This window comes from Methylobacterium sp. E-046, from assembly GCF_022829625.1.
In the GTDB taxonomy this organism is placed as follows: domain Bacteria; phylum Pseudomonadota; class Alphaproteobacteria; order Rhizobiales; family Beijerinckiaceae; genus Methylobacterium; species Methylobacterium longum.
The window spans coordinates 1-4,238 of record NZ_JAKSYP010000137.1 but is presented as its reverse complement, the minus strand read 5'-3'; the positions used below and the strand labels follow the sequence as shown (position 1 = coordinate 4,238).

7 protein-coding genes and 1 pseudogene are annotated in these 4,238 nt (G+C 61.8%); 3 read left to right on the top strand and 5 right to left on the bottom strand.

From position 1 onward, the window contains the following. On the bottom strand, positions 1-391 hold a 391-nt coding region (locus MKK82_RS12575), incomplete at its 3' end, for a PAS domain-containing protein (RefSeq protein WP_243985896.1). An 807-nt stretch (positions 392-1,198) separates the two neighbouring features. After that, a pseudogene (locus tag MKK82_RS12570) lies at positions 1,199-1,312 on the bottom strand (IS5/IS1182 family transposase); the annotation flags it as partial. A 374-nt stretch (positions 1,313-1,686) separates the two neighbouring features. Between MKK82_RS12570 and MKK82_RS12565 the strand changes: the two are divergent. Then, on the top strand, positions 1,687-2,451 hold the full coding sequence (locus MKK82_RS12565; RefSeq protein ID WP_243985895.1) for a Crp/Fnr family transcriptional regulator: 765 nt from the start codon (positions 1,687-1,689) through the stop codon (positions 2,449-2,451). A 329-nt stretch (positions 2,452-2,780) separates the two neighbouring features. Here MKK82_RS12565 and MKK82_RS12560 read toward each other — a convergent pair whose 3' ends face one another. Continuing rightward, complete coding sequence (locus MKK82_RS12560; protein WP_243985894.1) at positions 2,781-2,990, bottom strand: hypothetical protein; 210 nt, start codon at positions 2,988-2,990, stop codon at positions 2,781-2,783. An 86-nt stretch (positions 2,991-3,076) separates the two neighbouring features. Here MKK82_RS12560 and MKK82_RS12555 point away from each other — a divergent pair, with 86 nt between their 5' ends. Both MKK82_RS12555 and MKK82_RS12550 read left to right on the top strand, forming a co-directional pair. Beyond that, positions 3,077-3,316 carry a helix-turn-helix transcriptional regulator gene (locus MKK82_RS12555; protein ID WP_243985893.1) on the top strand — a complete coding sequence of 80 codons (240 nt, stop codon included), beginning with the start codon at positions 3,077-3,079 and terminating at the stop codon, positions 3,314-3,316. A 91-nt stretch (positions 3,317-3,407) separates the two neighbouring features. Then, a complete protein-coding gene (locus MKK82_RS12550) occupies positions 3,408-3,695 on the top strand; it encodes a hypothetical protein (protein WP_243985892.1) in 288 nt (95 codons plus the stop codon). A gap of 51 nt (positions 3,696-3,746) precedes the next feature. Here MKK82_RS12550 and MKK82_RS12545 read toward each other — a convergent pair whose 3' ends face one another. Together MKK82_RS12545 and MKK82_RS12540 are read right to left on the bottom strand one after the other, a co-directional pair. Further along, the gene (locus tag MKK82_RS12545; RefSeq protein WP_243985891.1) at positions 3,747-3,998 is read right to left on the bottom strand and encodes a hypothetical protein; all 252 of its coding nucleotides are present in this window, start codon (positions 3,996-3,998) and stop codon (positions 3,747-3,749) included. A 140-nt stretch (positions 3,999-4,138) separates the two neighbouring features. Then, a partial coding sequence (locus tag MKK82_RS12540) for an integrase core domain-containing protein (protein ID WP_243985556.1) occupies positions 4,139-4,238 on the bottom strand: 100 nt, incomplete at its 5' end.

Here is a 4,238-nt window from a genome sequence, read left to right as displayed (position 1 = left end):
GCATGCGCTGCTTCTGCGCGGTGATGTCGGCGGCGAACTTGACGACCTTCACGACCCGTCCGGCGCGGTCCAGCACCGGGTTGTAGCTCGCCTGGATCCAGACGGTCCGCCCGCCCTTGGCGACGCGCTTGAACTCGGCGGCCTTGAAGCTGCCCCGCTGCAGGTCACTCCAGAAGGTGCGGTACTCGGCGCTATCTCGGTAGGCCGCCTCGACGAACATCGCGTGGTGCTGCCCCTGCACCTCGGACAGGGTGTAGCCCACCGCCGTCAAGAAATTGGCGTTGGCGGTGAGGATGGTGCCGTCGGGCTGGAACTCGATGACGGCTTGCGATTGGTTCAAGGCGTCGAACTTAGCGACGAGATCGGCATGCGTCCGCGTTCCACCGAACATGGTCATCGTCTCCTGGCGATCGTTAGCGGCAGTTCGACAGCGGCACGGAGACCAGCTACGAGTGCCTTCAGGTCGCCGCCGAACCTTTTAAAGTATAAATTTAAGTACAATATTGTTTCATGTATCTTACTTAATCGTTAAAAGACACAATGTCTGAACAAAAAAGCAATAAACCGTCATATGACTGCTTTATACCGTGATTGTCCGTGCACTCTGTCCGCAGGAACTCAACTCAAGCGTGTTCAAACACGTCGAGTGCACGCAGCAGTCCGGCTAACGAGGCGTTACTTACGCTGGGGGGCTCGTAGCGTCCGATTACGCTGGTGACGGGGCGGCCGGTGTGCCGAAGCACCTCTCACTCGAACGAAACGAAGTTTTCGATGCGTCCATCAGTGGCGCGCAACGGGCGGCAATCGACCTCGGCGCGGTACTTAGTGCCGTCGGCCCGGTAGTTGGTGAGATAGCCATGGAAGCGCTCACCGGAGGCAAGAGCCCGCCTGAACGCGTCGATGGCAGTTCGATGTGTTTCTCTAACCTGCTGAAACGCGGACTTTGCCCGAGGATGTCGTCGAGACTGCGCCCGACGAGAAGCCCGAAGGCGGCGTTGGCATAACCGATGGTTGGGCCGGGCGGCCCAGTTGCCGCCTCAGTGACGACGATACCGACTGTGGCATTGCCAGCTAGGGCGCGAATGAGTTCGAGGGCCACCATGCCGCAGAAAGGCTATGCCGAGACTAGTCCTGCGTTAACTGCATTGAGCGCATACCGATAAGTGACACACACGTCATTGATCTCAGGCTGCTGCTAAAAGATCCCGTTCAGTACCCCCCGATTTTCCACGTGCTCCTTACCGCGCACGTCTGTCGGCAACGGCGGCTCGATCTTCGCTCACTGCGCGTCCGTCAGGTCAAACCGCGCCATCTAAGCCCCTCCTGCTCAGAGGCCTAACGACGCTGCGGCTCAACACTGCCAGCCGTTACGGGTTCGCGACTAGGCTGGCGATCACGGCGATGTGGCTCAGGATAGAAGAGTCGCAACGACGGCTGCAGCAAGGAAATCTCTGACAGCATCCTCATCGCCCGCAGTGTCTAAGACCGCGGCTGCGCCGACGGAGACTATAGCGCTCTCTACCCGATCGGGGCACTTCGAGGCTCCGTTCCGGTGTATCTTGGTGTGAGCTGTCCTACGGCTTCAGCCACTTACCGTCTGATGGCTGCAAAAATCCGTCTTATGATGGGGATTTCTGTCCCAGGTGGGACATAGGGTGAGAGATCATCCTTCGCAGCCGTGGTCCGATGCAAGATGCGCTAATCCGCAAGCTTGAGAGCTTCGAGGAACTTACTGAGGCTGATCGCGCGGCCTTGCGGGCGTTTGCTCCGCGGGTGCGGCAGGTGGGAGCGCGGACGGATTTAATCCAGGAAGGTGATGTTCCCAGCAACGTGCATCTCATCCTCGACGGCTACGCCTGCCGCTACAAGGTCCTGCCGGACGGCCAGCGCCAGATCATGGCCTTCTTCGTGCCGGGCGATTTCTGCGACCTCAACGTGTTCATCCTCGACCAGATGGACCATGCCATCGGCACGATCTCCCCCTGCCAAGCGGTCGAGATCCCCCGGCAAGCCATTGAGGAGATCACGTCTCACCATCCACAGGTGACGCGGGCGTTGATGTGGTGTGCCCTCGTCGACGAAGCTGTGCTGCGCGAGTGGCTGGTCAACATCGGCAGCCGGCAGGCCGATAAGCGGATTGCGCACCTGTTTTGCGAGCTGTTGTTGCGCCTGGAGGCGGTGGGACGTGTCACCAACAACAGCTACGCGTTCCCATTCACCCAGACCGACGTCGCCGACACAATGGGCTTATCGGACGTGCAGGTCAGCCGCACGCTACGGGAGTTGCGTGGGCTCGACCTCATCACGCTGAAGCACCGGGTCCTGACGATCCTGGACGTAGAGCAACTTAAAGCGTACTGTGGCTTCAATCCCAACTACCTCCACCTCAGGAACGCGCGTTGGAGTGGCCGCCGGCAGGTGCCGTGGCTGAGCAGCGTCCAGGGCGGGTAGTTGGTGGGCCATGACAACGTCGAGCCCCTTGTCGTTCTCCAGTCTATCTCCGTCGACACCCGAAGCCCGGATCAGACCGGCATGCTTGCCATGGTCAACGGGCTGCTCGTGGCGGTTCTGGTGCGTCTCGACGCACCCTGGCACGAGCGTCGGGGTGCTTGGTTTATGGAGGTCGGATTAGGGCGGCTGGCAGGTGTGCGTGCTCCGGTGTTCGATACCCTTGAAGACGCAACGCGTTGGATGCGCTTGCGCTTGCGCTCGTAGGCGCGCTCCCGGATCTCAGCCTGCGAAGGAGGGGACGGCTGCATCGTCGGTCGACGGATTTTGGCTCATTCGCTGACCTTGCCTGATCCGCCAGCCTTGCAGGCGGCGGCCATGATGGCGGCGCGGTCGTACTGACCGGCGACGACGAGGGGGCGGGTGCGGGCGCCGAGCTGAACCAGGGCGCGGGCGCCGAGCATGCCGGCGGGGATCTTGGCGCGGTCGTCGCGCACATTGCGGAGGGCGGCGTTCCAGGAGATGCGGCGCTGGAGGGACATGGCAAAGCTCGCTTGAAGCAACCTTGCTCTTTTGATATAACTTCACCCCAGATCACTCAACTCCAAAAGCGTAGGGTTGCGCAAAAATGGCAATGACACGGGACCAGTGCCGAGCTGGCCGCGCGCTTCTGGAATGGACGCAGGATCACCTCGCGAAGGTGTCGAACGTGTCCAAGAAGACCCTTGCCGATTTTGAGGCTGGGAAGCGGACGCCCTACGATCGCACGCTGGCCGATATCGAGCGCGCTCTCGAAGCAGCCGGCCTGGAGTTCATCCCCGAGAACGGCGGCGGGGCCGGGATCCGGTTCCGGGAGCGGAAGGGGTAAGCAACCTCAACACGAGCAGTTGCCGCACGGCGCCGATTGGAACTCCGATCATCGAATGCTCTTTCCTCGGGTCTAAGAACCCGGAGGAAACATGTCCAAGATCCTGAAGATCGCCACCGCCGCCACAATGCTCACGCTGTCAGCGAGCCTTGCTGTTGCTGCACCGTGCAATGTCGGCACGACGACGAATGCGGCTACCGGAAAGGATAGCAGCTCGAATGTCGATGGGGGTTCGACTGGCAAGGTGACCCCGGGCGCGAAGGCGGAGTCCCCCGGCACGGTCGGCGCGATGAACAACACGGGAGCCGGCATGAAGGATGACGGCTCGAAGAAAGCCCCCGAGGGTCAGCCCGTGAAGCCCGGCGCCGATAACTGCTAAGTTTGCGACCGACCGGGCGGCCATACCCTCACGGCTCGCCCGGTCTACATGCTACTCGGCAGCGACAGCCATCTTGGCGGAGCTAAGCGGTAGCGAGCGCTCATCGAGCCAAGCTCCGAGCCGGCGGGTCAGAGCGCTCAACGGGGTGCTCACGCCCACCCGCGCGTCTTGATGCGCGAGGTCGATCTGCTCTTGGTAGTCGATGTCATCGTAGGCGCGGAACAGCGCGTCTCCGGACTCGCGCCACATGGGCCGCTGGGACAGGACCTCGGCGAGGGCTCGGATCAGGACGCCCTTCAACATGTGCGGATTTCCGTCGCCGGTCTCGGTCACGCACTGAAGCGCAGAGATGGTCACCTCATCCCCGTAGGTCGTGATGACGGCCCGCAGAGAGGATACCGCGTGGAGTGCACCCTGTTTGACCGGACAGGCAGCGGGCGGGTTTAGGCACTCCGGCTGAGGTACTCTCGGGGCGAGAGCATGCGCAAGCCGGAGTGCGGGTGGATGGTGTTGTAGTCCTCGAACCAAGCCGGCAGAAGCCGC

Bases quoted from the DNA above. Each gene is read 5' to 3' on its own strand.
- MKK82_RS12565 (WP_243985895.1), top strand. From the start codon at position 1,687: ATGCAAGATGCGCTAATCCGCAAGCTTGAGAGCTTCGAGGAACTTACT.
- MKK82_RS12560 (WP_243985894.1), bottom strand. From the start codon at position 2,990: ATGTCCCTCCAGCGCCGCATCTCCTGGAACGCCGCCCTCCGCAATGTG.
- MKK82_RS12555 (WP_243985893.1), top strand. From the start codon at position 3,077: ATGGCAATGACACGGGACCAGTGCCGAGCTGGCCGCGCGCTTCTGGAA.
- MKK82_RS12550 (WP_243985892.1), top strand. From the start codon at position 3,408: ATGTCCAAGATCCTGAAGATCGCCACCGCCGCCACAATGCTCACGCTG.
- MKK82_RS12545 (WP_243985891.1), bottom strand. From the start codon at position 3,998: ATGTTGAAGGGCGTCCTGATCCGAGCCCTCGCCGAGGTCCTGTCCCAG.